This is a genomic window from Mycobacterium sp. IDUB_24 (assembly GCF_055419385.1).
The window spans coordinates 1,002,716-1,028,942 of the sequence record NZ_JBVAXO010000001.1; the positions used below are offsets into that span (position 1 = coordinate 1,002,716).

Annotated in this window: 24 protein-coding genes; 13 read left to right on the plus strand and 11 right to left on the minus strand. The window is 66.6% G+C overall.

Annotated elements, in window-relative coordinates:
• The first annotated feature begins 2 nt into the window (after positions 1–2).
• The 4 genes from ACZYZF_RS04945 to ACZYZF_RS04960 are packed head-to-tail and all read left to right on the plus strand — an operon-like array spanning position 3 to position 2,867.
• Entirely contained in the window at positions 3–980 is a 978-nt protein-coding gene (locus tag ACZYZF_RS04945; RefSeq protein WP_463835137.1) for an alpha/beta fold hydrolase, read from the plus strand.
• Positions 981–989: 9 nt separating this feature from the next.
• Positions 990–1,733: a DUF2786 domain-containing protein gene (locus tag ACZYZF_RS04950; protein ID WP_463834714.1), complete on the plus strand. Its 744-nt coding sequence runs from the start codon at positions 990–992 to the stop codon at positions 1,731–1,733.
• On the plus strand, positions 1,730–2,200 hold the full coding sequence (locus ACZYZF_RS04955) for a TIGR04338 family metallohydrolase (RefSeq protein ID WP_463743263.1): 471 nt from the start codon (positions 1,730–1,732) through the stop codon (positions 2,198–2,200). Before ACZYZF_RS04950 ends, ACZYZF_RS04955 begins: the two co-directional genes overlap by 4 nt.
• Before the next feature lie 37 nt (positions 2,201–2,237).
• Positions 2,238–2,867 (plus strand): O-methyltransferase, encoded by a 630-nt coding sequence (locus ACZYZF_RS04960; protein WP_463744138.1) that lies wholly within the window; start codon positions 2,238–2,240, stop codon positions 2,865–2,867.
• A 25-nt stretch (positions 2,868–2,892) separates the two neighbouring features.
• Here the strand turns inward: ACZYZF_RS04960 and ACZYZF_RS04965 are convergent, their stop codons facing one another.
• From ACZYZF_RS04965 to ACZYZF_RS04975, 3 genes are read right to left on the minus strand one after another with little or no spacing between them, the layout of a single operon-like run.
• Positions 2,893–5,799 carry an MMPL/RND family transporter gene (locus ACZYZF_RS04965; protein WP_463834715.1) on the minus strand — a complete coding sequence of 969 codons (2,907 nt, stop codon included), beginning with the start codon at positions 5,797–5,799 and terminating at the stop codon, positions 2,893–2,895.
• Positions 5,796–6,182 (minus strand): MmpS family transport accessory protein, encoded by a 387-nt coding sequence (locus ACZYZF_RS04970; RefSeq protein ID WP_463835138.1) that lies wholly within the window; start codon positions 6,180–6,182, stop codon positions 5,796–5,798. The genes ACZYZF_RS04965 and ACZYZF_RS04970 overlap by 4 nt, the downstream gene beginning before the upstream one ends.
• Positions 6,088–6,804, minus strand: coding sequence for an SAM-dependent methyltransferase (locus tag ACZYZF_RS04975; protein WP_463834716.1), 717 nt, complete (start codon positions 6,802–6,804; stop codon positions 6,088–6,090). Before ACZYZF_RS04975 ends, ACZYZF_RS04970 begins: the two co-directional genes overlap by 95 nt.
• A gap of 155 nt (positions 6,805–6,959) precedes the next feature.
• On the opposite strand from ACZYZF_RS04975, the gene ACZYZF_RS04980 reads away from it, so the two are divergent.
• Positions 6,960–7,541, plus strand: a complete 582-nt coding sequence (locus tag ACZYZF_RS04980; RefSeq protein ID WP_463743260.1) for a TetR/AcrR family transcriptional regulator — start codon at positions 6,960–6,962, stop codon at positions 7,539–7,541.
• A gap of 7 nt (positions 7,542–7,548) precedes the next feature.
• Here the strand turns inward: ACZYZF_RS04980 and ACZYZF_RS04985 are convergent, their stop codons facing one another.
• On the minus strand, positions 7,549–9,240 hold the full coding sequence (locus ACZYZF_RS04985) for an aldehyde dehydrogenase family protein (protein ID WP_463834717.1): 1,692 nt from the start codon (positions 9,238–9,240) through the stop codon (positions 7,549–7,551).
• A gap of 1 nt (position 9,241) precedes the next feature.
• Positions 9,242–10,327: an oxygenase MpaB family protein gene (locus ACZYZF_RS04990; protein ID WP_463834718.1), complete on the minus strand. Its 1,086-nt coding sequence runs from the start codon at positions 10,325–10,327 to the stop codon at positions 9,242–9,244.
• A 91-nt stretch (positions 10,328–10,418) separates the two neighbouring features.
• Between ACZYZF_RS04990 and ACZYZF_RS04995 the strand changes: the two genes are divergently transcribed.
• Positions 10,419–11,138 carry a TetR/AcrR family transcriptional regulator gene (locus tag ACZYZF_RS04995; protein WP_463834719.1) on the plus strand — a complete coding sequence of 240 codons (720 nt, stop codon included), beginning with the start codon at positions 10,419–10,421 and terminating at the stop codon, positions 11,136–11,138.
• Positions 11,139–11,226: 88 nt separating this feature from the next.
• Here ACZYZF_RS04995 and ACZYZF_RS05000 read toward each other — a convergent pair whose 3' ends face one another.
• Positions 11,227–12,681 (minus strand): hypothetical protein, encoded by a 1,455-nt coding sequence (locus ACZYZF_RS05000; protein WP_463834720.1) that lies wholly within the window; start codon positions 12,679–12,681, stop codon positions 11,227–11,229.
• 136 nt (positions 12,682–12,817) lie between these two features.
• On the opposite strand from ACZYZF_RS05000, the gene ACZYZF_RS05005 reads away from it, so the two are divergent.
• Positions 12,818–13,258 (plus strand): SPW repeat protein, encoded by a 441-nt coding sequence (locus ACZYZF_RS05005; protein WP_166907688.1) that lies wholly within the window; start codon positions 12,818–12,820, stop codon positions 13,256–13,258.
• 179 nt (positions 13,259–13,437) lie between these two features.
• Positions 13,438–16,047 (plus strand): LuxR C-terminal-related transcriptional regulator, encoded by a 2,610-nt coding sequence (locus ACZYZF_RS05010; RefSeq protein ID WP_463834722.1) that lies wholly within the window; start codon positions 13,438–13,440, stop codon positions 16,045–16,047.
• On the opposite strand, the gene ACZYZF_RS05015 is transcribed toward ACZYZF_RS05010, so the two are convergent.
• Positions 16,016–17,182 (minus strand): ankyrin repeat domain-containing protein, encoded by a 1,167-nt coding sequence (locus ACZYZF_RS05015; RefSeq protein ID WP_463834723.1) that lies wholly within the window; start codon positions 17,180–17,182, stop codon positions 16,016–16,018. The two genes, ACZYZF_RS05010 and ACZYZF_RS05015, sit on opposite strands and share 32 nt — an antisense overlap.
• 146 nt (positions 17,183–17,328) lie before the next feature.
• The gene (ilvD, locus tag ACZYZF_RS05020) at positions 17,329–19,029 is read right to left on the minus strand and encodes a dihydroxy-acid dehydratase (protein ID WP_463834724.1); all 1,701 of its coding nucleotides are present in this window, start codon (positions 19,027–19,029) and stop codon (positions 17,329–17,331) included.
• A gap of 132 nt (positions 19,030–19,161) precedes the next feature.
• Here ilvD and ricR point away from each other — a divergent pair, with 132 nt between their 5' ends.
• Positions 19,162–19,467 (plus strand): copper-sensing transcriptional repressor RicR, encoded by a 306-nt coding sequence (ricR, locus tag ACZYZF_RS05025; protein ID WP_463743245.1) that lies wholly within the window; start codon positions 19,162–19,164, stop codon positions 19,465–19,467.
• A 106-nt stretch (positions 19,468–19,573) separates the two neighbouring features.
• Here the strand turns inward: ricR and ACZYZF_RS05030 are convergent, their stop codons facing one another.
• Positions 19,574–19,873, minus strand: coding sequence for a thiamine-binding protein (locus tag ACZYZF_RS05030; protein ID WP_463834725.1), 300 nt, complete (start codon positions 19,871–19,873; stop codon positions 19,574–19,576).
• A gap of 85 nt (positions 19,874–19,958) precedes the next feature.
• On the opposite strand from ACZYZF_RS05030, the gene ACZYZF_RS05035 reads away from it, so the two are divergent.
• Positions 19,959–21,206, plus strand: a complete 1,248-nt coding sequence (locus ACZYZF_RS05035) for an MFS transporter (RefSeq protein WP_463743243.1) — start codon at positions 19,959–19,961, stop codon at positions 21,204–21,206.
• Between the two features lie 142 nt (positions 21,207–21,348).
• Positions 21,349–22,362, plus strand: coding sequence for a L,D-transpeptidase (locus tag ACZYZF_RS05040; RefSeq protein ID WP_463743242.1), 1,014 nt, complete (start codon positions 21,349–21,351; stop codon positions 22,360–22,362).
• A gap of 56 nt (positions 22,363–22,418) precedes the next feature.
• Here ACZYZF_RS05040 and ACZYZF_RS05045 read toward each other — a convergent pair whose 3' ends face one another.
• Positions 22,419–22,811, minus strand: a complete 393-nt coding sequence (locus tag ACZYZF_RS05045) for a DUF4240 domain-containing protein (RefSeq protein WP_463834727.1) — start codon at positions 22,809–22,811, stop codon at positions 22,419–22,421.
• Positions 22,812–22,850: 39 nt separating this feature from the next.
• Positions 22,851–24,860, minus strand: coding sequence for a M13 family metallopeptidase (locus ACZYZF_RS05050; protein ID WP_463834729.1), 2,010 nt, complete (start codon positions 24,858–24,860; stop codon positions 22,851–22,853).
• A 65-nt stretch (positions 24,861–24,925) separates the two neighbouring features.
• On the opposite strand from ACZYZF_RS05050, the gene ACZYZF_RS05055 reads away from it, so the two are divergent.
• Positions 24,926–25,537 (plus strand): hypothetical protein, encoded by a 612-nt coding sequence (locus ACZYZF_RS05055; protein ID WP_463834731.1) that lies wholly within the window; start codon positions 24,926–24,928, stop codon positions 25,535–25,537.
• Positions 25,534–26,223: a hypothetical protein gene (locus tag ACZYZF_RS05060; RefSeq protein ID WP_463834733.1), complete on the plus strand. Its 690-nt coding sequence runs from the start codon at positions 25,534–25,536 to the stop codon at positions 26,221–26,223. The genes ACZYZF_RS05055 and ACZYZF_RS05060 overlap by 4 nt, the downstream gene beginning before the upstream one ends.
• The last annotated feature ends 4 nt before the right edge of the window (positions 26,224–26,227 follow it).

Sequence of the window (26,227 nt, forward strand, 5' to 3'; positions counted from 1 at the left end):
TTGTGGTGGCACTACTTTCGGTGCTGTTGGTGGCCGGCTGCGGTTCGGAGGCTCCGAAGGAGGCCCGGCAACCGACGTGGACCGATACGGACGTCACCTTCGACGCCGACGGACTCACGATCCACGGCAGCTACCGGCATGCGGAGGCAACGGGCCCGGCCGCGCTGCTGATCTCCGAGAGCGGGCCCACCGACCGCAATGGCGACAACAAGGTCGTCGGCCCGATAGGCAACATGCGCGAGCTCGCAGAAACGTTGTCGGACAAGGGTGTTGCGAGCCTGCGTTACGACAAGATCGGCACCGGCGCCACCAAGCTCGGCCCCTACGAGAAGAAACCCGCCGAGGTGGTCAGCGGCGTCTACACCTCCGGCGCGGCCGCCGCGCTGCGCTTCCTGGCCGGGCAGCCCGACACCGACGCGGCCAAGCTGTCGATCTATGCGGTGGGCGAGGGCGCCATCCATGCCATGACGCTGGGCGGCGCCGCTGATCCGAAGGTCGGATCGCTTGCCCTGTTTCAACCGCTGTCCGGCCGCTACCTGGACATCATCACCAACCGGGTGCGTGCCGGAGCCACCCCCGAGGTGCTGACCGCCTGGCTGGCCGCGGTGGACGAGATCCGCACCAAAGGGACCGTGCCCGCCGATCTCCCCGAGGGCCTGAGCGCGATCGTCAACAAGGGCAACCTCAACGCCATCGTCGAGGCCGACAAGATCGACCCTCTGCAGCTGGCCGCCGCGCTGCCCGACGGCATGCCGGTGCTGCTCACCTGCTCGGACTCCGACGCCCAGGCCGGCTGCGAGACCGAGCGTCCACTGATCGGCGCGCTCAAGCACACCGCGCTCACTGTGGTCGAGCTCAAGGGTGTCAACCACGTGCTGCGTGACGATCCCACCGACAGCATCGCCAACTACGGCAAGCCCGGACCGTTGTCACCCCAGGTGGTGGACGCGATCGGCAAGTTTGTCGGTGCTGATGGCTAGGTTGGTCGCGTGACTGACGACAAGATGCTGGCGCGTATCGCCGCACTTCTGCGTCAGGCGGAGGGCACCGACAACCTCCACGAAGCCGAGGCGTTCATGGCTGCCGCCCAGCGGCTCGCCACGGCCACCTCGATCGACCTGGCCCTGGCCCGCGCGCATTCGGCCGAGCGAACCAAGGCGCAGATGCCGGTGCAGCGCACCATCACCATCGGTGCAGCCGGGACCAAGGGGCTGCGCACCTATGTGCAGCTGTTCGTGATGATCGGGATGGCCAACGACGTGAAATGCGACGTGGCATCCAACTCGACGTTCGTCTACGCCTACGGGTTCGCCGAGGACATCGACGCCACCCACGCGCTCTACACCAGCCTGCTGATGCAGATGGTCAAGGCATCGGAGGCCTACATCGCCTCGGGTGCTCACCGTCCGACGCCGACGATCACCGCCCGGCTCAACTTTCAGCTGGCCTTCGGTGCCCGTATCGGCCAGCGCCTCACCCAGGCCCGCGAGGAGGCGCAACGCGAGGCCGACGAGGCCGACCGGCCGGGCACCGCCATCGCCTTGCGGGACAAGGATATCGAGCTGCGCGGCTTCTACCGCGAGGCATCGCAGGCCCGTGGGACGTGGCGAGCCACGAATGCATCGGCGGGGTACTCGTCGGCCGCGCGTCGGGCCGGGGACCGCGCCGGTCGCCACGCCCGCCTCGGGGCGAACCAGGAAATCTCCGGCGCCCGCGGCGCCCTGGAGCAGTGAGCGCCAAGGACACCCAGCGTGCCAGGGTGTACGCCGCCGAACAGTTCGTGCGCACCATGTTCGACCGTGCGGCCCAACACAGTTCGCGCGCCATCGACTTCTTCGGCACCTCGCTCACCCTGCCGCCGGAGGCTAAGTTCGGATCCGTCGACTCGGTACAGCGCTACCTCGACGACGTCGTCGCCCGGATCGGTGCGCAACCGCTGACCGTCCGCGCCCGGCGGGGAGCCACCGCGGCGCACTACGAGCTGATCGACGGCCGGGCCGTTATCGCCGTCCCCGAGCGCGACACCTGGGCATTGCGAGAGTTGGTGGTACTGCACGAGCTTGCCCACCACGTGAGCCATGCAGACCCACCCCACGGGCCGGCGTTCGTCGCCGCGTACTGCGACCTGTGCGCGACGATCATGGGCCCGGAGGTCGGGCTGGTGCTGCGGATGGTGTACGCCAAGGAAGGCGTCCTCTAGCGTGGCGTAGGTGACCGAGCCCGCCGAAGTCGATGCCATGTTCAACGAGGTGCTGCGTACCGAGGACGAGGCGCTGATCGCGGCGCGTCAATCCGCTCACGCCGCCGACATGCCGGCCATCGAAGTGTCGGCCCAGCACGGCAAGCTGCTGTCGCTGCTCGCGACGATCTCCGGGGCGCGTCGAGTGCTCGAGATCGGTACGTTGGCCGGCTACAGCACCATCAACCTGGCCCGCGGCGCGGGGCCCGACGGCAGCGTCGTCACCCTCGAATACGAGCCGCGTCATGCCGAGGTGGCGCAGGCCAACCTGGCGCGGGCCGGCGTCGCGGACCGGGTCGAGGTGATCGTCGGCGTCGCGCTGGACACCCTGCCTCGGCTGGCCGAACGAGGTGACGTGTTCGACCTCGTCTTCATCGACGCCGACAAGGAGAACAACGTCCGCTACGTCGAGTGGGCGATCGAGTTGGGCCGCCCGGGCTCGATCATCGTGGTGGACAACATCACCCGGTTCGGTCGGGTGCTCGCCCCGGCGACCGACGACGCACAGGCGCAGGCCGTGCGCGACATGCTGGAGATGATGGGCACCCACCCGCGGTTGGACACCGCGGCCATCCAAACCGTGGGCACCAAGGGCTGGGACGGCTTCGCCGTCGCGCTCGTCAGGTAACCCGCCGTCCGCTCGCGGAGATGGGTTAAGCCAACGAGTCCTGCGGCTCGCGCTGGATCGGCTGCGGCCACGGCTCGGGCTTGGGCCGCTGACGCACCATCTGCGGCCACCAGAACCACTTGCCCATCAGGGCCGCGATCGACGGGGTCATGAACGAGCGGATGACCAGGGTGTCGAACAGCAGGCCCAGGCCGATCGTGGTGCCGACCTGACCGATCACCGCCAGCTCGCTGATCGCCATCGACATCATGGTGAAGGCGAACACCAGGCCCGCCGAGGTGACCACCGAGCCGGTGCCACCCATGGCGCGGATGATGCCGGTGTTGAGCCCGGCGTGTATCTCCTCTTTGAACCGGGAGACCAGCAGCAGGTTGTAGTCCGCGCCGACGGCCAGCAGGATGATCACCGACATGGCCAGCACCATCCAGTGCAGTTCCAGTCCGATCAGGTGTTGCCAGATGAGCACCGACAGACCGAATGATGCGCCGAGGGACAGCACCACGGTGCCGACGATGACCGCGGCGGCGACCATGCTTCGGGTCAGGATCAGCATGATGATGAAAATCAGGCACAGCGAGGCGATCCCGGCGATCAACAGGTCGTAGTTGGCGCCTTCCTGCATGTCCTTGAACATGGCTGCCGTGCCGCCGAGGTAGATCTTGGAGCCCTCCAGCGGGGTGCCCTTGATGGCCTCCTTGGCGGCCAGCTTGATGGGTTCGACGTGAGCGACTCCTTCGGGGCTCATCGGATCACCCTCGTGGCTGATGATGAACCGCACCGCGTGCCCGTCGGGGGACAGGAACATCTTCATGCCGCGCTTGAAGTCCGGATTCTCGAAGGCTTCCGGCGGCAGATAGAACGAGTCGTCGTTCTTGGCGGCGTCGAAGGCCTGACCCATGGCGGTGGAATTGTCCTGCATGGCCGCCATCTGATCCTGCATGCCGCCCTGGGTGGCCTGCATGGTCAGCATCATGGTCTTCATCGTCTGCATGGTCGTGATCATCGGCTGCATGTTCGCGATCATCACCGGGATCAGCGCGTTCATCTTGTCCATGTCAGGGACGATCTGCTCGAAATCCGCTGTCATGGTGTCGATGCCGTCAAGGGTGTCGAACACCGACCGGATCGACCAGCACATCGGGATGTCGTAGCAGTGCGGTTCCCAGTACAGGTAGTTGCGGATCGGCCGGAAGAAGTCGTCGAAATCCGAGATGTGGTCGCGCAATTCCTTGATGTCGTCGACCATTCCGTGCATCTTGCCGACCATGCTGTTCATGACGTCGCGCATCTGCCCCATGAGCGCGATCATCTTGTCCATCGTGTCGATGGTGACCTGCATGTCGTCGGCCTGCTTGAGCATGTCCTTCATGCGGTCCTGCATGTACTTCTGATTCATGGTCTGGGTCGTGCCCTGCATGCTGATGTTGAACGGGATCGAGGTGTGCTCGATCGGGGATCCCTGCGGGCGCGTGATGGCCTGGACCCGGGAGACACCCGGAACGCCGACAATGCGTTTGGCGATCCGCTCGATCACCAGGAAGTCCGCCGAGTTGCGCAGATCGTGGTCGCTCTCGATGAGCAGCAACTCGGGGTTCATCCGCGCCTGCGAGAAGTGGCGGTCTGCCGCGGCGTACCCGGTGTTGGCCGGCAGATCTGCCGGCAGGTACTTGCGGTCGTTGTAGTTGGTCCGGTAGCCCGGCAGTGCGAGCAGACCGACCAGGGCGAGCGCGATCGTGGCAATCAGGATCGGCCCGGGCCAGCGCACCACGGCCGCACCGATCTTGCGCCAGCCGCGGGTGCGCATGGCGCGCTTGGGTTCCAGCGTCTTGCCGAACTTGGTGGCCACCGTGATGGTCGCCGAGCCCAGGGTGAGCGCGACGAGCACCACCATGACCATGCCGATTGCCAGGGGGATACCCAGCGACTGGAAATAGGGCAGGCGGGTGAAGTGCAGACAGAACGTGGCGCCGGCGATGGTCAGGCCCGAACCCAGGATGACGTGGGCGGTGCCGTGGAACATGGTGTAGTAGGCCTGTTCTCGGTCTTCGCCGACACTTCGGGCCTCTTGATATCGACCTATCAGGAAGATTGCGTAGTCAGTCGAGGCGGCGATGGCCAGCATCACCAACAAGTTCGTGGCGAACGTCGAGAGTCCGATGATGTTGTAGTAGCCCAGGAACGCAACCAGGCCGCGGGCGGCCGACAGTGACAGCAGCACCATGACGATGGTCAGCAGCACTGTCACGACGGAGCGGTATACCGAGAGCAGCATGATGATGATGACCGCGAAGGTCAGCGCGGTGATCATCTCGAGGCTGCGGTTACCGGCGATCTCCTGATCAGCCGACATCGCCGCCGGGCCGGTGACGTAGGCCTTGAGGCCGGGCGGTGCCGGGACGCTCTGGACGATGTGTTCGGTGGCTTCCACCGATTCGTTGGCCAGCGCCTCGCCCTGGTTACCGGCGGTATAGACCTGCACGTAGGCGGCCAAGCCGTCGGAGCTCTGAGCGCCGGAAGCGGTCAGCGGGTCGCCCCAGAAATCCTGGACGTGCTCGATGTGTTTCTTGTCGGCCTCGAGCTTGGCGACGACCTCGTCGTAGTACTTGTGTGCCTCGTCGCCCAGCGGCTTGTCGCTTTCCAGCACGACCATGACGGAGCTGTTGGACTTGAACTCCTGGAACACCTCGCCGACACGCTTCATCGCGATCATCGACGGCGCGTCGTCCGGCGTCATCGACACCGAGCGCATCTTCCCCACCTCTTCGAGCTGGGGAACGATCACGTTGAGGACACCGATGACGGCGATCCAGCCGATGATGATCGGGACGGCCAGGCGCCGGATCCACTTGGCGATGCCACCGTGCTCGGCGGCTTTGGCGTGCTGTGGACCGCTGACCGGGATCGAGTCGGCCGGGGTGTCGTAATTGCTCATGCAGATTTCACCAAGCAGAAGGTCTGGGCGTTCACGCCGTTGGAGGTTCTCTCGTCCTTGAGTTCGTCATCGACGGTGATCCGGCAGCTGATCGTGTCGCCGGTGCCCTGGGCGACGACGTTGGGGAACACCGACGGGGCGGTGGACTCCAGGCGCAGCGTCCAGGGCAGGGTGACCCCGTCGATGCGCTGGGGCTGGGCGTCGAGATCGAGGTAGTTCACGTCTGCCGTCGCACCGGGCACGCCGTAGATCTCATAGACCACGACCTTGGGGTCGAAGGGCTTGGTGTCATCGACCTTCGCGCTGGCCATACCGGAGCCGTCGCCTGCGCCGAAGAATGTGCGCACCCGCATGACCGTGAATCCGCCGACCACCACCACCACGATGATGATCAACGGGATCCAGAACCGTCTCAACAGCTTCATATTCGCTGGTCGGCCTTTCGGAGGTCAGGTACGCAGTGACGTACTGGTTAGCTGCGAAGCTCCATTGCCATTTGGTGAGCATGTCGGCATCGGCGGATTCCCGCCAACATCTTTCTACGTCGGCATCCGCAGCGACGTCCCCGTCGGAATCGTCCCGGAACGGGCTGACCGAAACTTCCGAGATCAGCCGGCTGCCCGGCGCACTCAGAACGGTGATGTCGCCGATGAGTCGACACTGCTCATCCGATGGAATGAAGGGTAGTACGCCTTCCACGCTCCACAGGGTGCTCCTGTCGGCGTCGAATCCCGTCCGAGACAGCGCAGCAGGCCAATTGCCGGCGATATCTGCGGGGACGCCACGCACGGCAGTCGTGGATGCGGCGCCGGCCAAGGCGTCGGTCTTGACGTCGAGGATCGCCGGATGGTCGACGACGTACACCTGGGTGCCGGCGGGCCACGGCAGCTGATAGGGACGCGGGTCCAGATCGGAGGCCAGGAAAACCACCTGCTCGATGCCGGATTCGGCAGCGGTGATCAGAAAGGCGTCGAGCCGGTCGAGAAGGTCTGCCGGCTGTGACATGCACGAACTTGGCATCAACACTCCTCCCCCGCAGGATTCCTTGCCGGATGTAAAGTGAAACCTATACAGTCGGCTAACTTCAATCAAGTTAGTTTGGCTATTAACGCTGTGATCTAGACCGCGTTCGGTACGCTCAGCGCGACGAAGGGACGGGTGTGGCGAAGGCTGTTGCGCCGCGTGGCTTTGCCCGCGAGAGGGTGCTCGAGGCGGCGTTGAGCCTGTTCGCCGAGCACGGTGTCAACGGTACGTCGCTACAGATGATCGCCGACCGCCTCGGGGTCAGCAAGGCCGCCGTCTACTACCAATTCCATTCCAAGGACGAGATCGCGCTCGCCGTCATCCAGCCGGTCTTCGACGACATGATCCGGTTGGTCCGCATCGCCGAGGCGATGTCCACACCCGAGGCCCGGCGGGAAGCCGCCATCAGCGGCATGGTGGAGATGGCGGTGCGGCATCGTCGCGTCACCGCGGTGTTCCACGGCGATCCGGTCATCGACAGCCTGGTGCACAGTCGACCCGAACTCCAGGACACCATCGAACGGCTGACCGGGATCCTGCTGGGCCCCGATCCCGACGCCGCCGGCCGGATCTGCATGTCGGTGTTGGCCTCGGGTATCTACGGCAGCGCCACCGACCCCACCCTCAACGACGTCACCGACGAAGAGTTGCACCGTGTGCTGCTCGATTGCGCGCAGCGGTTGCTGCGCGCGCCCGCCGCGCCCGTCGCCTCCGGCTAGCCCGCACTCAACCCCGCAGTGCCGACGCGAAGATCGCCGGCAGCTTGCTCCAACCCGGCGCCGCGGCGAACTCCACCAGCAGCCGGCCCGTCGTCGCCGCGGTGCGGTTGTTGACGAACCACGGCGGCTTCGGCGACAGCGACCACTCGCCGCCGAAGACCGAACGCGGCGCGGGCCGGAACGGGCCGCGGACCACGGTGCGTTCCGGGCGGTCGAGCAGAAAAGCGTTGTGCACCACGCCGGTTCCGCTCTGGATGTCGTTGCGCGGGTGCCCCGGGAAAGCGCCCCACGTGGCCGTTGGCGTCAGGTAGCCGACGCCGGTCCAGGCGTTGATCGCGATGGTGCCGTAGCGCAGCTGCTCGACGAGGTGGTCCAACTTGTCGCCGAGGCTCGCGATGGCGTTCGGGTGGGCGATGATGTTGACCCCGAGCGTGCCGACGAATTCGTCGTTGGCGACGCGCACGGCCTCGGCGGCGAAATCCTCGTTGGGCACGTCGAGTTCGATCACGCCGAGCACCGGACCGAAGTACTCCGTGCACAACAGGGCTTTGCGGTCAGCCGGATCGACCACCAGTACCCGGGCACCGCTCGAGCCCAGATGCTGTGCGTCCGGATACGAGGTGTCCGCGCTCGCGACCCTGACGTCGGAACCGGGGTAGTAGGCGGCTCGCGCGGGGGCGCCGTTGACGGCCTTGCGGATGGCGGCGATGAACTCGTCGCGCTGCGCCCATCGCTTGGGCAGCACCACCACCTGCGCGGCCACGCAGTTGTAGCCGTTGTTGTGCAGGCGTTGCGTGGCAACGTGATTGGCCTGGAACTCGATGTCGGCCTTACTCCACTCCCCGGGCAGCACGATCGTCGGTGACACCCCGCCGAGCTCGGCGGTCATCTCCTTGTCGAGCACCGGCTCGTCGGCGGCCTTCCGTCGGGCGCCCTCTTCTCCGGTGCCGAACACGATGGCGTCGTAGGTCAGGGCGCTACCGGTCATGTGCACGTGGTCGACGAGCTTGTGTCGCACCAGATATGTGCCGGCCTCGGCGCCGCCGGTCAGGATGCGCACCGCGCCGACGGCGATGAACGGAGCCAGCACCTTCGTCAGTACGGGTAGCAGCGGATCGGTGATGGGGTTGAGCTTGAGGGCCACCACCCGGTTGTTGGCGTACAGCTCGTAGATGGTGTCGAGCGGCGCGATCGAGAAGATGTTGCCCGCGCCCAGTACCGCGCCGACGCCGTGGGTGCGGGAGGGGTCGCGTTGGGCCAGACCAGCCGATCGGATTGCCTCGGCTTTCTCGATTCCGGGCTGCAGCCACACCTCGGCGCTGAATCCGGACAGCAGCAGCTGGTCGAAGGTATTGAGTGGCAAGGCCTTTACCGTCGTGCGGCCGCCGGGGGCGTAACCGAAGGCGGCGCCGTCGAGCGGGCTACGGCCCGTTTCGAGCTTCGCCAGCGTCTCCGACAGTGCGCCCAGCCCGGCCGCCAGTGAATACGGGCCGGACATCCACTCCTCGCCGACCAGCGGCGAGGCCGGGTCGAGTTGTTTGATCCCGACGGCGGCGTCCACCCATTCGGCGGCGTGACGCGCGGTCAGTGCGCGCACCTCGTCGAGTAGGCCGCGCCGGGCGGCCAATGACAGGGAAGCCCAGGTCTTTTCACCTTCGACGAGCTCCTCGAGGGCCTCGTCGATCTGCGTTTCGGTCATCTCAGCTCACGCTCTTGTCGAATCGGACCAATGCGTCGTGATGGTTGTGGGCATACGGTGTCGGACCCTCGCCCGCCTGCCGCTTGGCCACGATGGCAGCGTACTGCTCGAACGGAGTGGTCCGGTCCCATTTGGCTCTGGCCTCGGCCGGGGTGTAGGTCACGGTGTGCTTGGCCGGAATGTCCACCAGGGTGGGGCCGACGATGGGTGTGGTGTTCGGCGTCGTCAGGTCCAGGACCGCAAGCTCCAGCCGCGGATAGGTGGCGATGACCCGCAGGAAGGGGCGGACCACCGCGCGCGCCGCGACATCGGCGAACCGGCGCTGGGGGATGCCGCCGAGCAGCCGCATCCACTGCGGCATGGTGGCGATGATGGCGGCGCGCATCGGGATGTTGAACGCCTTGCGCATCCAGCGCGGCATCCGCTCGGGCAGGATGTGGTAGCCCAGATCGACCAGGTAGTCCATCATGCGCTGGGCCACCTCGGAGCCCACGAGGTCAGGTCGGAAGCTCTCGAAGTACGCGCGGACGCCCTCGCGGGTGCGCGGCACGTCGTCGGGATTGATGGTCTGGAACTCCGCGGCCCGCGCGCACTCCGCCCAGTACCGGCTCTCCTCGTCCGCCGACAGCTTGCCGGGGCCGAACATCTCGTAGCTGTAGAGGATCGAGTGCCACGCGGTCAGGTGGATCCACAACTGCGAGTGCGGATCGTTGGCGTCGAACGGGCGCTTGGTGATGGGCTCGGTGCCGACAGCCTTGGCGTGGATCTTGACCAGGATCTCCGACGCGTCGAGGACGGACTTGGCGTCGCCGAAGGCCACCAGGGCGAAGTACTGCATGGTCCGGTCGTAGCGCAGGCGGGTGCGGCTGTAGACCTGCCCGGTGGCGTCCACCGCGGCGGCCAGGAACGGGTCGAGGTGCTCGATGGTGACCGCGCGCGAGAAGCCGATCAGCAGTGAGGTGGGGTAGCTCCACACCTTCCAGGTGACCGAATCCGGGCCGAAGAAGCCGTAGTCCTCAGCAGGTGCCAGGGGTTCGGCAACTGCCGGCAGACCTGCTGCTTTACGAAGTGCGATGACCGCATCCATCTGCGTCGTTCCCTTCCGGATCTAGTGGTACATGACGTACCAGTTGGGCAAATGGTACGTCATGTACCACTAGATTGGCTAGGGTGTAGCCGTGACAACTGAGGGCAACGGTTCGGTGAGTCGATGGGCCGGCCAGCGGGAACGCCGGCGGGCCGAGTTCGTCGACGCGGCATTGTCGGCGATCGCCGAGCACGGCCCACAGGCGTCGACCGAGCAGATCGCGGCGCACGTCGGCGTCACCCGCACCAAGCTCTACCGGCATTTCGCCGGCGCCGCAGACCTGCAACGCGCGATCGCGCAACGCGCTGCCGAGATGCTCAACACCGAACTCGCCCCGCTGTGGACACCACACGGATCGATGGCCCAGATCATCGAGGCGAGTGTCGGCGCCCACGTCGGGTTTCTCGTCGAGCATCGCAGCCTCTATCGCTACCTGGCCCGGTGCTCCCTCGGCGACGACGCCTCGGCACCCGACGCCATCGCCGATATCAGGCTGACCATCGGTACCCAGTTGGATGCCCTGTTCACGGTGTACCTCAATGCTTTCGGCGTGGAGACCGACCCTCAGCCCTTGGCCTTCGCCATCGTCGGGCTGGTCGAATCGACGACCGGCCGGTGGCTCGATCAGCCCGGCTCGACCGCCCAGGACCGGCTGGTGGCCGATCTGGTCCGGTGGATCTGGCTGCTGGTCGACGACACCCTGCGCGCCGGTGGGGTGTATCTGGACAGCGCCGAGCCGCTGCCGACACCCGAGGTGATCGCCGCGCGGGCCGAGAGCTACCGGAATCCGGAGCGGATCGGCGCCGCCTGACCCCGGCACCGCGAGCGTGCGCAAACTGCCGACGTTTCACGGTGTGTCGGGGGGCAAACACGCACGGTCGCGGTGTGGGGTGACGCGGCTACCAGCGGCAGATGTCGGCGCCCCAACCCGAGTCGATGGCGCGGAACGCGAGCAGATGCCGCTGCCACCAGGGCAGCGGCGCCGAGAGCACGGGGTCTGTTGTCGCGTCGTCCACCACGCGCGGCGGTCCGTCGTGCAGATAAGCGATTCGGACGCCACTGATGCCCGCGTCCTGCCACAGCATCACACTGCGCCGCAGCTCGAGCCAGGGGATGCGGACCGGCGGGTCTTCCGACATCCAACGGATCTGCCGGCGAAGGAACGTCAGGTCGGCCGACTGCTGTGGAAACTCCATTCCGACCACCGTGACGGTGTCGCGCTGATAGTCGGCCAACCGCAATGCGGTGACGCCGGGCACCAGATGATTGGTGGCGCCTTCCTCGGTATGCAGGTTGCTGAACATCGAGTAGTTCGACACGGTCTTGAGCCCCACATACGGCGTCACCCCGTTGGCGAACGCCAACAGCGGGGCGATGAGCAGCACCAGAGGGCGAAAACTCCAGTTCGGTGGACGCACACCTGCCGCGTGGACGGAGTGGTACGCGCGCAGCAGCGCGACCATGAACGGCACCACCGCGACGAACCACGTGAGCACGAGCAGGGTGTGCCAGGGTAGGCCGACCGGGCTCGTCGGCGAGTCGGCCGAACTCGACAACACACTCAGCAGCACATGCATCGCAAAGCCGGCGAGCGCGACGCGGCGCAGCACCGAAGCGCGGGTCGCCAGGGCGACGAACACCTCGGCCGGGACCAGCAGTACGTACACCGCGAAGACGACCGTGGCGAAGTCGTAGAACGAGGCCATCGCCAGTATCGAGTGGAAGGCCACGCCGAGCAGCACGCCCCAGAAACGTAGCCGCGGCACCGCCAGCAACCCGAGAATCGCGGCCTCGATCACCACTGCGGCGATGCCGACGAACTCCCCGATGGCCCGGCCCGGTGTCACATCGTCGAAGCCGTTGAGCCAGATGAGCTGGCCGAACAGTTCGCCGCCGCACGAGGTGGCCGGGGTGAAGTAGGCAGTGTTCAACTTGTCGAAGACCGTGAACAGGTAGACCACGAGCAACACAAGACCGATGGGGCTCCGCGCGGCATCCAGCCAGCGCTCGACGAAGCCCTCCGGCGTCCCCGGTCGATTCCGGGTGGCCAGTGCCCACAAGGCCGCGGTACCGAGTGCGACGGCGATCAGCAGGCTCAGCACCAGATGGTTCGCGGCCGCGGGCAGGTTCAGCGCGGCCACCGTCGCGCCGGCCGCGACGGCCAGGCCGGCGGCGGCCACCGAGCCGGGAAATATCAGGGCGGGCACACCGGCCAGCAATGCCGGCAGCACCGCAAGGGGCTGGCTGTCGGAGTAATGGAACACCAACGCCATCGCGAACAGCGTTGCGAACCAGCCGAGTTGCTGATGTGCGCCGGTCGGGTCATCCGTTCGGAGGTTGCTGCGCCGCCGCATTGAGAACACCTTACTTGTCCGGCTCAGACGGGCGTCGACAGCCGGCGCCATCGGGCCAGTTACGGCGTAATCTGAGAGGTGATGGATGGGGGCGGTAGGGCTCAAACGCCTTGCCGTATAACGGAAAGGAATAGAAATGAGTACGGTCCATTCATCGATCGATCTACATCCGGACATTCTGGCCCTGAGAGCGAGCTATGACCGTGTTGCAGAGTCGATGGCCGCGCAGGTCACCTTCGGCCTGACGTTGCTGACGGCGATGTACGTCGCGCTGTCACCATGGATCGTCGGCTACGACGCCTTCAACAGGCTGACGGTCAACGATCTGATCGTCGGAGGGGCGATCGCGTTCCTGTCAATGTGTTTCAGCTTCGCGCTGGATCGCGCGCACGGCATGACCTGGACACTGCCGATATTCGGTGTGTGGCTGATCATCTCGCCGTGGGTGTTTGTCAGTGGACCGAGCGCCGGCATGATCTGGTCGCACGTGATCAGTGGTGCGCTCGTGATGGTGCTGGGCTTCAACGCAATGTACTTCGGGATGCGGGTGCGCAATTCCGAAGCGCGGCACGCCTGACCGGCTGGTAGGCGTACCTGGTAGACCAGCCGGACCCCGGCTGGAGGGGGATCCGTGTGCCTGGACCGCCCCATTACCCGAGGATGCGTCAATTTGCTCCCCGTGGACGGGTTTGACGCCATATCGTGGGAAATCGCGGGAACTTCCGATGACGGCGATGGCGGGTACGAATTGCTGACATGAAGCTGGCGGGGCGGGAAGAAGAACTGGCGACGATCCGTCGCTGCCTTGGTGGGCCGGGGACCCACCACGGTGTGGTGATCGTCGGCAGTGCCGGCGTCGGCAAGACCCGGTTGGCTCGCGAGGCACTCAGCCACGCCGCGGCATCCGGCCACCGGACCAGCTGGTTCGTCGGAACCGAATCGGCGCGGGCCATCCCGCTCGGGGCCTTCACCGGATCGATCAGCGAGAGCATGTGCGACCCGCTGCCGGACGTGCGACGCGTGATCGATTCCTTCGTCGCCCAACAGCGCATGGGCAAGGTCGTCATCGGCATCGATGACGCGCACCTGCTCGACGGGCTGTCCGCGCACGTCGTCCACCAACTGGCGCAGACCCAAGGGGTGCGCCTCGTCGTCACCGCACGTTCCGGGGGACCGGAACCAGACGCCGTGACCGCCCTGTGGAAAGACAGCCTGCTCGACCGGATCGACCTCGAGCCGCTGTCCGCCGCGGCGGCCGCCACGCTGATCGAGTCGGCGGTCGCCGGCCCCGTGGACAGCCGAACCACGCGCCGGTTCTGGAAACTGACCGGAGGCAACGCTCTTTACCTGCTGCAGCTGGTGAAGGACCAGATCGCCGCCGGGCGGATGCGCAAGTCCGCCGGGGTGTGGATGTGGGACGGCAATGTGGCCGTGTCCCAGAGCATCACCGACATGGTCGGGCGTCGCCTCGGCGGACTCGAGCCCGGTATGGCGCTGGTGCTCGACACGCTGTCGCAGTGCGAGCCGCTGAGCGTCGACGTCCTGTGCGACCTCGTCGAGCCCGCCGACCTGGAGGCCGCTGAGCAGATGCACCTGGTCAGGGTCGACCGGGCCGGGCGCGGACTGGTGGCGACTCTCGCGCACCCGTTGTACGGCGAATTGCGTAGGGCGACAGCCGGTGAGATGCACCTGTCGAGGATCCGGGGGCGGCTCGCGCGGCGGCTGGAGTCGGACGCCGACGGGGATATGCGCGCGACCGTCCGCCGGGCACTGCTGGCGCTGAACTCCGACCTGCCACCGGATCCAGAGCTGTACCTCACGGCCGCCCGCTGCGCCGCCGTCCTGCTCGATCCCGACGCCGCCAACCGATTCGCGGCTGCCGCGGCCGAATGCGGCGCACCCGGGGCCGCGCAGCTGCGGGCGATGACGCTGATCCTGCTGAGCCGAGGTGAAGAAGCTGAGGCCGTCCTACGTGACATCAGTGCCGACGGGCGTCCCGACAACCATCACTGGGCGACGGTTCGGGCGGCCAACCTGGCCTGGATGCTCAGCCGCCCGCGCGACGCCGGCGAGATTTTGGAGAAGCTGTCCACCACAACCGAATCCGATGAGCAGCGGATGGAACGCCTGGCCATCGAGGCCTGCGTCGACGCGGTACTTGGGCACTGTGCGCGTGCCGAGGAAAAGGCAAGGACCGCCCTGGATTTCGGTGGTTTGCCCGATTTCCACGCTATGATGGCCTCGATCGCGTTGATGATGGCTTTCGGTGCGCTGGGACACGTCGATGACATCAACACCGTCGCCGACCAGGCCATCAAAAGGGCCAACACATCGTTCGAATCGTCGCCCATGCGCTTCTGGTTCGGTGCGGTCCACGGTCGCGCCTGCCGGCTGACCGGTCGTATCGACGAAGTCACGGCGATGGCAGCGCTGCTGGACGAGTCGGCGCGTGACATGCCTGGTCTGGTGTACGCCAACCTCGCTCACCTGCTCGGCCACGCCGAACTGGTCCGTGCCGATCTCGGTGGTGCCGTCAAACACTTGCACGAGGCGTATGCCGGTGCCGAAACACACGAGATCACAACGGGTTTGCGCATCGCGAGCTGTTTCGCGCTGGCTGAGGCGTATGCCAAACTGGGCCAAGTCGCCGCGGCAACCGATGCGCTGGCGGGAGTCGGGCAGCTGGTGCCCGACGATTACGTGTTCGTGGGCACCGCGATGTCGGTGTCCACCGGGTGGACGCTGGCTGCCGGTGGCGCGCTGACCGATGCGATCGATCTGGTGCGCGCAGCGGGTCGCGACGCCGCGCAACGCGAACAGCCGACGCATGAGCTGCTGTGTCTGCAGACGGCCGCACAGTGGGGCGACACTTCGGGCGCCGCGCGTGTACGGGAGCTTGCCGAAACCCTGAAACTGCCGCTGGCCGAGACGGTGGCCCGCCATATCGAGGCACTGGCCGCCGATGACGGCGCCGGATTACTCACGGCGGCAGAGGAATACCGGGCCCTCGGCGACCGAGCCACCGCCACTGACGCCTTGGCGCAGGCCGCGGTCGCGTTCGGCCACCACGGTCAGGGTAAGCGCAGTGCGTATGCGGCCGCGTTGGCGCAGGAGAGCGCCGACGAATGCGGTGGGCTCTGTACCCCGGCGTTGCGCAACCCGGCTGGACAGCCGTTGACCGGCCGACAGCGCGAGATCGTCGAACTCGTCGTCGCGGGGCTGACCAACAAGCAGATCGCCGAGCGGTTGGTGATGTCGGTACGCAGTGTCGAAGGCCATCTGTACCGGGCCTGCCAGCGGGTGGGCGCCAGCTCACGCGAACAACTCGCCGCGATCATCCGTCGCGGTCCGAAGGGCCTGATGTGACACGCCCACGCAGCACGTCGGCGGCCTCGGTCTGGTAGGCATGCTCGGCCCAATCCAGGGGAGTGGAGCCGAATCTCCGGTCGACGATGGTCGTGTCGGCTCCGGCATCAAGGAGCCGTCGAATCAGCTCGAGGTCGCCGGACCACGCGGCCTGGTGCAGCGGGGTCGCACCCTCGTCGTCAAAGGCGTTGGGATCGTCGGGGAACACCGGTGTCACCGCCTCCACTCCGGATACGTCGATTCCGTGCCGGGCCAACAGGTCGAGCCGCGCGGTGAACCCGTGCTCGGCAGCCCAGCTGATCTGGCGCTGCCACAGCTGTTCTCGGGTTTCCATTGCCTCGCCGAGACGCAGTTCCCACGGGCTCGGACCGGCATCGGCCAGGCCGTGGGCGAACAACAGTTCCAGGTGGGAATCGTCGGCCCGGAACATCCGGTTGTACAGCGTCTGCTGATCGACCGGATGTGCGCCGCGCTGCAGCAGCAGAGTGGCGAGTTCGGTCGCGAAGGGGTGGGGCGGTTGTCGCCGCGGGCCCTGTTCACCGTCGCCGAACACCCCGGTCAGTGCGGTGAACGGCGTCGACAAGCCGCACCATAGGTAGCCCGCGTTCGGGTCGGCGCCCGTATCGAGCAGTAGAGTCGCGGCCGTGAGTACGTCGTCAGCGTTGCGGCCCAAGGGAACCCGACTGTAGCTCAGGTATAGCAACGGCACCCAGCCGAACGGGCCGCCCCCGGTCGACGCCAGAACTGGCTCGGCGAGGTGCCGGGCCAGCGCGGCGGGATCGGCCGCTGAAGCGGCGGCCCAAATGTGCCGGTCGACCAGATCCGGTGTGGCGGCGAGCAGTTCAGCGGCGGCCTGCCAACGTGGGGGAGCGTCAGTCTCGTTGTAACGCAACGATGCCCACGCGCAGAACCGCTCGGCCGGCTCGAGGTTGTCCTCGTCGAACGCACCGGGGTCGATGCTGAGCTTGGCGGCGTCGCGCAGATAATGCACGAGCCTGGGCCAACTGCTGAAGCCGTAGTCGCGGGCGACGGCGAATTGGGCTTCGTGCAGCGGGGTGCGATCCGCGCGCTGCAGCTTGCGGGCTTCAGCGCGCAGATGGTCGATCGAGGGATTGCTCGGCAGACGGCTGGCCATGGACGGCCTCCTCTCACTCGCCCGCGTCCGCGAATCGGGCTGAGAAGAGGTCGGTCACAAGGCTACTCAGTGCAGGGAGGCTTGGCCTCTTCGAGCGGACGTCGGGCGATCCTGCACGCCCGACGTCACTCTACCGGTGAAGACGGTTACATGCAGACAGCGCCGACGGCGGCGGACTGCACCAGCTTGGTGTATTTGGCCAGAACGCCGGTGGTGTAGGTCGGGGGAAGCGGCTGCCAGCCATCCTTGCGCCCGGCGAATTCGGCCTCGTCGACCAGGAGGTCCAGCGTTCCGTTCGCCACGTCGAGGCGGATCCGGTCGCCGTCTTTGACGAAGGCGATCGGCCCGCCATCGACGGCTTCGGGAGCGATGTGGCCCACGCACAGGCCCGTCGTCCCGCCGGAGAACCGGCCATCGGTCATCAGCAGCACGTCCTTGCCCAGCCCGGCACCCTTGATGGCGCCGGTGATGGCCAGCATCTCGCGCATACCCGGGCCGCCCTTGGGGCCCTCGTAGCGGATCACCACGACGTCGCCGTGCGTGATGGTGCCGTCTTCCAGCGCGTCCAGGGCCGCCCGCTCGCGCTCGAAAACCCTTGCGGTGCCCTCGAACACGTCGGAGTCGAATCCTGCGGACTTCACCACGGCACCCTCGGGAGCCAGTGACCCGTGCAGGATCGTGATGCCGCCGGTGGGGTGGATCGGGTTGTTCATCGCCCGCAACACCTTGCCGTCCGGGTCGGGCGGCGCGATGTGGGCCAGGTTTTCGGCCATCGTCTCGCCGGTGACGGTCAGGCAATCGCCGTGCAGCAGACCGGCATCCAGCAGGGCCCTCATGACCACCGGGACGCCGCCGATCTCGTCGACGTCCTTCATCACGTGGCGGCCGAACGGTTTCACGTCGGCCAGGTGCGGCACCTTGTTGCCGACGCGGGTGAAATCGGCCAGGGTGAGCTCGACCTCGGCCTCACGCGCGATCGCCAGCAGGTGCAGCACGGCGTTGGTGGACCCGCCGAAGGCCATCACGACGGCGATGGCGTTTTCGAAGGCTTCCTTGGTGAGGATGTCGCGAGCGGTGATGCCTCGGCGCAGCAGTTCGACGACCGCAATGCCGGACTTTCGCGCGTACTCCTCGCGTCGCTTGTCGATGGCCACGGGTGATGCACTGCCGGGCAGTGACAGTCCGAGCGCCTCGGCGGCGCTGGCCATGGTGTTGGCCGTGTACATACCGCCGCACGCACCCTCACCCGGACAGATCGCCCGTTCGATGATGTCGACGTCCTCCCGCGACATCAACCCGCGCGCACACGCGCCCACGGCCTCGAAGGCGTCGATGATCGTGACTTCCTTCTCGGTGCCGTCGGTGAGCTTGGCGACCCCCGGCATGATCGAGCCGTTGTAGAGGAAGACGCTGGCCAAGTCCAGTCGAGCCGCCGCCATCAGCATGCCGGGGATCGACTTGTCGCAGCCGGCCAGCAGTACCGATCCGTCGAGGCGCTCGGCCTGCATCACGGTCTCGACGCTGTCGGCGATCACCTCGCGGGAGACCAGCGAGAAGTGCATACCTTCGTGGCCCATGGAGATGCCGTCGGACACCGAGATGGTGCCGAACTCCAGCGGGAACCCGCCGGCCTCGTGCACGCCGGCCTTGACCGACTGCGCGAGGCGCTGCAGCGACATGTTGCACGGGGTGATCTCATTCCACGACGACCCGACACCGATCTGCGGCTTGACCCAGTCGTCGTCCCCCATCCCTACCGCGCGGAGCATTCCGCGGGCTGCGGTCTTCTCCAGGCCGTCGGTGACGTCGCGGCTGCGGGGCTTGATATCGGGGTGGTCGGAAGGCATGAAGGCAAGTATGCCCCTCGGCTAGTTAGCCGCCCAAATTCTTTGTGATGCCCAAGCGGTGCAGGTCAGCCGGTCGTTTCTCCCGGACAAATGGATATGCATACCCCAGTGGGGTACCGGTAGGATGAGGTCATGGACGCGGCAGACAACTCGGGTGCACATGGCTACTCGGCGCAGAAGGAGAACTACGCCAAACGGCTGCGCCGGATCGAAGGTCAGGTCCGGGGTATCGCCAAGATGATCGACGAGGACAAGTACTGCATCGACGTGCTCACCCAGATCAGCGCCGTCAACAGTGCGCTGCAGTCCGTGGCGCTCGGTCTGCTCGACGAACACCTCGGACATTGTGTGACGCAGGCGGTCTCAGAAGGCGGTGACGAGGCGGAGGCCAAGCTGGCCGAGGCATCGGCGGCCATCGCCCGCCTGGTCCGCTCCTGAGCTTGCCGAACCAGTGAGCGTCGCCGAGATCTACGGCAGGGTTGTTCCGCCGCGTTCGTGACGACCATGGTGTCTATTTCGGCGAGGCGACGCCTGACCAGTCGCGTTAGTCACCCAGCGCCTGCTCGATCCGCTCGACCTTCGCGGTGAGCTGCCCGGTGTAGCCGGGCCGGATGTCGGCCTTCAACACCAGGCTGGTGCGAGGCGACACCGCAGCCACAACATCTACTGCCTGTTTCACCACGGCCATCACCTCGTCCCATTCACCTTCGATGTTGGTGAACATGGCGTTGGTCTCGTTGGGCAGGCCCGAGGCCCGCACCACCCGCACGGCCTCGGCCACCGCAGCGCTGACACTGCCGGACTCGTCCCCACCGTTCGGGCTGATGCTGAAGGCGACAATCACACAATCGATTGTGCCCGCCACTGCGCGTTCTCTCGGGTCGGCAACCACGCACAGCAGCGTTATGGCACTACCGTGGCATTCCAGCATGACCTTCAGCGTCACCGGCGAATCGCTTTCCGCCCCCACCAGCCCGTGGACTCCGCGCGTTGCCACGCAACTCGCCATCCTCGCGGGGGCGGCGTTCATCTACGTCACCGCCGAGATGCTCCCGGTCGGCGCGCTGCCGGCGATCGCCACCGATCTTCAGGTCAGTGAGGGACTGGTCGCCACGCTGATGGCCAGCTACGCGCTGGTCGCCGCGCTGACCACGGTCGCACTGGTGCGCCTGACGGCCCGCTGGCCGCGACGCCGAACCTTGGTCGCGACCCTGGTCTGCCTGACGGTGTCCCAGGTGATCTCGGCGCTCGCCCCCAACTTCGCGGTGCTGGCCGGCGGCCGGGTGCTGTGCGCGCTGGCCCACGGGTTGATGTGGTCGGTGATCGCACCGATCGGTGCGCGATTGGTCCCGGCCAGTCACGCCGGTAGGGCCACCGCCGCGGTCTACGTGGGCACGGGCCTGGCCCTGGTCGTGGGCAATCCGCTCTCGGCGGCGCTCAGCGAGGTGTGGGGCTGGCGGCCCGCGGTGGCGGTGATCGCCGTGACCGCGGCTGCGGTGGCCGTGGCCGCGTGGACGATGCTTCCCTCGCTCGCTCCGGCGTCCGCCGCCGCATCGGCACCCGGGGCCCCGCGCAACCGCCGGCGCAACCGTCGTCTGCTCACGCTGTCGATGCTCACGCTGATAGGTGTCACCGGGCATTTCATCGCCTTCACCTTCATCGTGGTGATCATCCGGGACGTCGTCGGGATACACGGCCCGCACCTGGCCTGGCTGCTGGCCGGATTCGGCATCGCCGGGCTGGCTGGGATGGCGGCCATGGCCAGACCCCTCGACCTGTGGCCCAAGGCCTCGGTGGTGTGCTGTCTGGCCGCACTGGCCGCTGCGCTGCTGTCCTTGTCGGTCCTGGCGCTTGAAGCGTGGTCCGGGCCGGCTGTGGTGGCGCTCGGTGCGGGTTCGGTGGTGGTCTGGGGCGCCGCGTCCACGGCGTTGCCACCGATGCTTCAGGCCTCGGCAATGCGCACCTCCCCGGACGACCCCGACGGCGCCTCCGGCCGGTACGTCGCGGCCTTCCAGGTCGGCATCATGGGCGGCGCGCTGATCGGTGGCGGCCTCTACGACCACGGCGGCGCGGCCCCGACCGTTGGCGCCGCCGCTGCCCTGATCATCGTCGCGATGGTTGGCGTCGCGTTGTCTCGCGGCGTATTCACAGTTTCCTACGCAGCCTGCGAGAAGTAACGCAACGAGAGTCACAGTCGATAAACACCGCAGTTCAGCGCCGTGGGACCGGTCGCTGTCGGGGAATAACGGCTTCTCGCGGCAGTAGCTGGTTGCCGCGCTGTGAGACACTGGAGCAAGTTGTGCTGTCTGGAGGTTACTCATGCCGAAATCGGCAAAACGTCGACTGATCACTGCTTTCATGGCTGCGGGGCTCGCCGGTGGACTGGTGCTCAGCCCATCCGCCTATGCAGACCCCGAGGTGCCGCCGGCACCCGTCGACCCTGCTGTTCCGGCCCCGGCGCCGGATCCGTTCGCTCCGCCCGTCGACGCGGCGGCGCCGGCCGCCACCGTTCCGGGTGCTCCTACGACGCCCGCGCCGATCATCAACTACGGCTCTCCGACCGTCCCGTTCACGGAGGGCAACGCCCCTGGGCAGAGCTCCACGCCGTTCACCGGTGAGGCGCCGTTCCTGCCGCCGTCGTTCAACCCGGTCAATGGATCGATGGTGGGTGTCGCCAAGCCCATCTATATCAACTTCCAGCGGCCGATCGCCAACCGGCAGTTGGCTCAGGACGCCATCCGGATCACATCGAACCCGCCCGTGGCGGGCCGGTTCTACTGGGTCACCGACACGCAGCTACGTTGGCGTCCGCAGGACTTCTGGCCGTCCAACACGGTGGTGAACATCGACGCGGCGGGCACCAAGTCGAGCTTCCGGGTGGGCGACTACCTGGTGGCCACGGTGGACGACAAGGCCCACCAGATGGAGATCTTGCGCAACGGGAAGCTGGAGAAGACCTTCCCGGTGTCGATGGGCAAGCCCGACGGCAAGCATGAGACCAAGAACGGCACCTATTACGTGCTGGAGAAGTTCCCCGACATCGTGATGGATTCATCCACCTACGGGGTGCCGGTGGACTCCAAGGAGGGCTACAAGCTCAAGGTCAAGGATGCGGTCCGCATCGACAACAGCGGCGTCTTCGTGCACAGCGCGCCGTGGTCGGTCGCCCAGCAGGGCAGGAGCAACAGCAGTCACGGCTGCATCAACCTCAGCCCGGAAAACGCCAAGTGGTTCTACGACAACTTCGGCAGCGGCGACCCGGTGGTGATCAAGAACACCGGTGGCGGTTGGTACAACACGCCTGATGGTGCATCCGACTGGCAGATGTTCTAGCAGAACGCAGATACCAAAAACCCCGCAGCCTCGCTGCGGGGTTTTTGGTATCGGGGCTAGATCAAGTCCAGCGGCTCACCGAACCGGTGAAAGTAGACCTCGTAAGCCAGCCCACCAAGGTTGGCTGGATCACCGACGTCGACGTGCGACGGCATCCGGCTCGGCTCTGCGAGGACCGCTTCATATCTCACCCGCCCTTGGCTGACTACCCAGTGTGCTGCGTCTTCCAGGCCATCCTCAGACTCGTCGGGCCCGAGATTGGACCGATAGGGCTCGTCTTGGAGCTCGGCGGCGAAGTCCAAGAACAGATCTTGGAACTTGTAGACGGAGCGCTTCGGTAGTCGTCCGAGAATTTCACGAAGATGATCGCGGCTCCGCGAGGCCTCGGCTATGACGCCCCAGAACCAGTCGACGTCCGCACCCTCGTCGTGACGAACATCGTCAACCAAAGTCGCTCCCAACGCTTCAGGCGAACAGGTCTACCGGCCTTAGTTCCAGATGCGCACGCGCTGAGCCGGCTCCAGGTAGAGCTCGTCGGAATCGGCCACCTCGAACTCCTCGTAGAACGAGTCGATATTGCGGATGACGCCGTTGCAGCGGAACTCCGGCGGTGAGTGGGGATCCACCGCCAATCGCCGGATCGCCTCGGCGTCACGAGATTTGGTCCGCCACACCTGGGCCCAGCCGAAGTAGACGCGCTGTACGCCGGTGAGCCCGTCGATCACCGGGGCCTCCTTGCCCTTGAGCGACAGCTGATAGGCCAGCAGCGCGATGGACAGCCCGCCGAGGTCGCCGATGTTCTCCCCGACCGTGAACGCGCCGTTCACGTGGTGCGAGCCGTCCAGCCCACGCGGGGTGAACTGTTCGTACTGATCGATCAAAGCCTTTGTGCGAGAGCCGAATTCGGCGCGGTCGGCATCGGTCCACCAGTCCACCAGGTTGCCGTCACCGTCGTACTTTGCGCCCTGGTCGTCGAAACCATGACCGATCTCGTGACCGATCACCGCCCCGATACCGCCGTAGTTGGCGGCGTCGTCGGCCTCGGCATCGAAGAACGGCGGCTGCAGAATCGCTGCGGGAAAGACGATTTCGTTCATCCCCGGGTTGTAGTAGGCGTTGACCGTCTGCGGTGTCATGAACCATTCGTCGCGGTCCACCGGGCTGCCCAACTTGGCCAGCTCGCGGTCGGAGTTCACCACGTGGCCACGCCGGTAATTGCCGTAGAGGTCATCGCGCTCGACCACCAGGGCCGAGTAGTCACGCCAGCGGGCCGGGTATCCGATCTTGGGGGTGAACTTGTCCAGCTTCACCAGCGCCTTGGCGCGGGTCTCCGGCGTCATCCAGTCCAGGTCGTTGATGCTGACCCGATACGCCTCGCGCAGGTTGGCCACCAACTCGTCCATCCGGGCCTTGGCCTCGGGCGGAAAGTACAGCTCAACGTAGAGCTTGCCCAGGGCATCGCCCATCAGGCCCTCCACCAGCGAGACACCGCGCTTCCAGCGATCGCGGTTCTGCTCGGTGCCGCTCAGGGTGCGTCCGTAGAAGTCGAAGTTCTCGGCCACCAGTTCGTCGGTCAACAGCCCGGCGCGCGAGTGGATGACGCGCCAGCGCGTCCAGGCCTTCCAGTCCTCCAGGTCCTCGCTCGCCCACAGCGCGGCGAAGGCCGTCACATAATCGGGCTGACGCAGGACCAGCTCGGAGGCGTTCTCAGGGGTGGTGCCGAGCGCGCCCAACCAGGCGGTCCAGTCGAATCCGGGGGCATCGGCGGACAGGTCGGTGAACTTGCGCAGGTTGTAGGTCAGGTCCGCGTCGCGGCGCTTGACCACGTCCCAGTGAGCGGCGGCCAGTTTGGACTCCAGCGCGACGATCCGGGCCGCGGTGTCGGTCTGAGTGGCCGCCGTGTCCGCCCCGTACACCAGGGTGAACATTCGGGCGATGTGGCCCGGGTAGGCCGCCAGGATCTCGGCGTGCTGCTCGTCGCGGTAATACGACTCGTCGGGCAGCCCGAGGCCGGACTGGCTCATGTGCAGCAGATACCGCGTCGAATCCTTGGAATCGGTGTCCACGTACACGCCGGCGCCGCCGGACACCCCGGTGCGTTCCAGCCCGCCCAGGACGGCGGCCAGCGCGTCGCTGTCCGCCGCGCCGTCGATCATGGCGAGCTCTGCCAGTAGCGGCGCCAGGCCGCGCGTGGCGATGGCCTGCTCGTCCATGAAGCTGGCGTACAGATCACCGATGCGCTGCTCGTCGCTGCCCGAACTGGAGGAAGCGGCCTCTCCGTCCGATGTCGCCGCAGCAGCCTCGGTGATCAGATCGCGGATCTGCTCCTCGGCGCGGTCGTGCAGCAGCCGGAAGGCGCCGTCGGTGGCGCGGTCGGCGGGAATCTCGTATTCGGTCAACCAACGGCCGTTGACGTGGCCGAAAAGGTCGTCTTGGGGGCGGGCCTGCGGGTCGACATGGCTCAGGTCGATACCTGACTTGATCGCTTCTACCGTCACCCCGACATTCTTCCAGAAGGCTGCGGGTGCGCTGGGGCAGTTCGGCTGCCGGTACCCTCACGGCCATGCCCGAGGCGCCCTCCAGCAAGGACAGCAAGGAAAGCGCAGCCGATCACTCCGGCGGTGCGATCACCGGCTTCGGCTTCGCATCGGCGGTGGCGGGACTGATCGCGGTCGCCGCGGTGGTCCTGGCCGTGATGGTGTGGTCCGGCCACCGCAGCGAGTCCGATGAGCGCGCGTACCAGACCCGGGTGCTGCGGACTGCAGCCGACTGGACCAGTGTCCTGGTCAACATCAACAAGGACTCTGTCGAGGCCGGTATGCAGAAGCTGCGCGAGGGCACCGTCGGTCAGCTCAATGCCGACTTCGACGCGGCCGTGCAGCCCTACCGCGATCTGGTGCAGCGGCTGCAGGCCCGCACCACCGGCCAGATCGACTCGGTGGCCATCGAATCGCTGTACCACGCGCCGCCAGGCCCTGATGGTCGCCCGGCGCCTGCGCGCAAGGCGGAACTGACCGGGATGGTGTCGCGAACCGACACCGTGCTCGTGGTGGCCACCTCGGTCAGCGAGAACGCCGGCACCGACAAACCTCAGACGGTGCGCTGGAACCTGCGGCTGGACGTCTCCGACGTCGACGGCACTCTGATGGTCTCGCGGTTGGAGCCGATCCGATGAGGAACCGGTTGCGCGTCCTGGCGTTCGACATCGGCGCTCCGCTGGCTGCGATCGCGGCGCTGATGTACATCGGCCTCGCGCTGGCCTGGCCGCTGTGGTGGGTCTCGCTGTGTTCGGTGCTCTGCCTGCTGATCGTGCAGGGCGTCGTCGTCAACATCGTGCTGGCCCGTCGCGACGGCGTGACATTGGGCACCGACGACGACGCCCCCGGACTGCGGCTGGCGGTCGCGGGCGTGGCCGCCGCGGCGGTGGTGGCCGCGGTGACGGTGGGTTACCTGCGCTGGACGGTGCCCGACCGCACTTTCAACAACGATCGCGACGAGGTGGTCCGCATCGCCAGCAGCGTCTCCGAGGCCACTGCCACGTTCAGTCCCCAGAGCCCGACCTCGTCCATCGACCGCGCGACGGGGATGATGTCGCCGGATCAGGCCGGGCAGTTCAAGAACGAATTCGCCAATGTGGCAAAGGAATTGACCAAAAAGAACGTGTCGGCGACCGCTTCCACGATCTCGGCGGGGGTGGAGGCGTTGGGTCCACAGGTGGCCAGTGTGGCGGTGGTCATGCGCGGAACGCAGAGTGCGCCGGGCAAACCCACCGACAATGCGGTGCTGGCGCTGCGGGTCGCCTTGAGCAAGACGGACGGGCGTTGGCTCGTCGACAATGTGACCCCGTTGCACTCCCGCTGACGCG

Bases quoted from the DNA above. Each gene is read 5' to 3' on its own strand.
- ACZYZF_RS04960 (WP_463744138.1), top strand. From the start codon at position 2,238: ATGTTCAACGAGGTGCTGCGTACCGAGGACGAGGCGCTGATCGCGGCG.
- ACZYZF_RS04965 (WP_463834715.1), bottom strand. From the start codon at position 5,799: ATGAGCAATTACGACACCCCGGCCGACTCGATCCCGGTCAGCGGTCCA.
- ACZYZF_RS04975 (WP_463834716.1), bottom strand. From the start codon at position 6,804: ATGTCACAGCCGGCAGACCTTCTCGACCGGCTCGACGCCTTTCTGATC.
- ACZYZF_RS04985 (WP_463834717.1), bottom strand. From the start codon at position 9,240: ATGACCGAAACGCAGATCGACGAGGCCCTCGAGGAGCTCGTCGAAGGT.
- ACZYZF_RS04990 (WP_463834718.1), bottom strand. From the start codon at position 10,327: ATGGATGCGGTCATCGCACTTCGTAAAGCAGCAGGTCTGCCGGCAGTT.
- ACZYZF_RS05000 (WP_463834720.1), bottom strand. From the start codon at position 12,681: ATGCGGCGGCGCAGCAACCTCCGAACGGATGACCCGACCGGCGCACAT.
- ACZYZF_RS05005 (WP_166907688.1), top strand. From the start codon at position 12,818: ATGAGTACGGTCCATTCATCGATCGATCTACATCCGGACATTCTGGCC.
- ACZYZF_RS05010 (WP_463834722.1), top strand. From the start codon at position 13,438: ATGAAGCTGGCGGGGCGGGAAGAAGAACTGGCGACGATCCGTCGCTGC.
- ACZYZF_RS05015 (WP_463834723.1), bottom strand. From the start codon at position 17,182: ATGGCCAGCCGTCTGCCGAGCAATCCCTCGATCGACCATCTGCGCGCT.
- ilvD (WP_463834724.1), bottom strand. From the start codon at position 19,029: ATGCCTTCCGACCACCCCGATATCAAGCCCCGCAGCCGCGACGTCACC.
- ricR (WP_463743245.1), top strand. From the start codon at position 19,162: ATGGACGCGGCAGACAACTCGGGTGCACATGGCTACTCGGCGCAGAAG.
- ACZYZF_RS05035 (WP_463743243.1), top strand. From the start codon at position 19,959: ATGACCTTCAGCGTCACCGGCGAATCGCTTTCCGCCCCCACCAGCCCG.
- ACZYZF_RS05040 (WP_463743242.1), top strand. From the start codon at position 21,349: ATGCCGAAATCGGCAAAACGTCGACTGATCACTGCTTTCATGGCTGCG.
- ACZYZF_RS05055 (WP_463834731.1), top strand. From the start codon at position 24,926: ATGCCCGAGGCGCCCTCCAGCAAGGACAGCAAGGAAAGCGCAGCCGAT.
- ACZYZF_RS05060 (WP_463834733.1), top strand. From the start codon at position 25,534: ATGAGGAACCGGTTGCGCGTCCTGGCGTTCGACATCGGCGCTCCGCTG.